A 1,108-nucleotide genomic window follows, 5' to 3' on the forward strand; every position below is an offset into this window, starting at 1 on the left:
GGGCCGACTCAAGGATGAAGTGCAACACCAGCGATGTCGGTGACTTTGAGTTGAGAGAAGACTTCGTGTGGAGTGCGGAAGCCGAGGATCTTGCGAGGAGTGTTGTTGAGGACGAACTCGAGGTTGCGCAGATCTTTGTCGGTAAGGGGCGAGAGGTCAAGGCCCTTGGGGAGGAACTCACGGATGATGCCATTAGCGTTCTCGTTGGAGCCGCGCTGCCAAGGGCTGTGGGCGTCGCAGAAGTAGATATCCATGCGCAGGCGCTTGGCTAAGGTCTTATGCAGGGCCATCTCGGAGCCTTGATCGTAGGTAAGGGTTTTGCGCAGACTGTCGGGTACCTCACGCAGGCGCCTGGAGAAGCCATCGAGGATGGCGCGAGCTCCCAAGCCGTCGAGTCTGACGAGCATGACGTATCGGCTGGTGCGCTCGACGAGGGTGCCGATGGCGGATAGGTTGCGAGCGCCCTTGATGAGGTCACCCTCCCAGTGGCCCGGAGCGATCCGCGTGGCCACCTCGGGAGGGCGCAGGCTGATGGACGTCATGTCTGGCAGCCTGGGCGGGCGGGAGGTGGAACGCGAGCGTGGGCGACGGCCGYCGGGAGAGCGGGCGAGTTGGCTGACCAGCTCGGTACGCAAGGTGCCCCGAGGCATGGCGTAGATGGCGCAGTAGATGGTTTCGTGACTCACGTAGGCCGGATGATCGAGATGACCGCCAAGGGAGCGGCAAACAAGAGCCAACCTGCCAGCGATTTCCTGCGGGGAGTGGCGGGCAGCCATGCCCTGGCGCACATGAAGCCAGGCGGGACAGTTGTAGTCGGGGCCAAGCTTGCGGCGTGCCAAGCCGGCGTTGCGTCGAGAGCGGTCATAGAAGCGCTGGCCGAAGTCGGCGGCGTAGGTCCTGAAGCCATAAGACTTTGCGCGTTCTTGCTCCCGCCAAATGGTAGACCGATGGCAGCCGACAAAGCGTGCCACGGCGGCCGCACGAGCGCCGTAGCGCAAGCAGACCTCAATACGAACGCGATCTGTCGAGGACAGGTGAGAGTATCGGATTCCCATTCGTGCAACTGCTCCTTGGAGAAGAAGTGTTGCACTTCAAATCTGAGGCGAAG

1 protein-coding gene is annotated in these 1,108 nt (G+C 62.1%); it reads right to left on the reverse strand.

The features are described 5' to 3' along the window. Positions 1-8: 8 nt before the first annotated feature. On the reverse strand, positions 9-1,055 hold the full coding sequence (locus AC1DYI_RS36480; protein WP_477208961.1) for an IS30 family transposase: 1,047 nt from the start codon (positions 1,053-1,055) through the stop codon (positions 9-11). Between the last annotated feature and the right edge of the window lie 53 nt (positions 1,056-1,108).

Source organism: Ideonella sp. P3_A4, assembly GCF_056403075.1.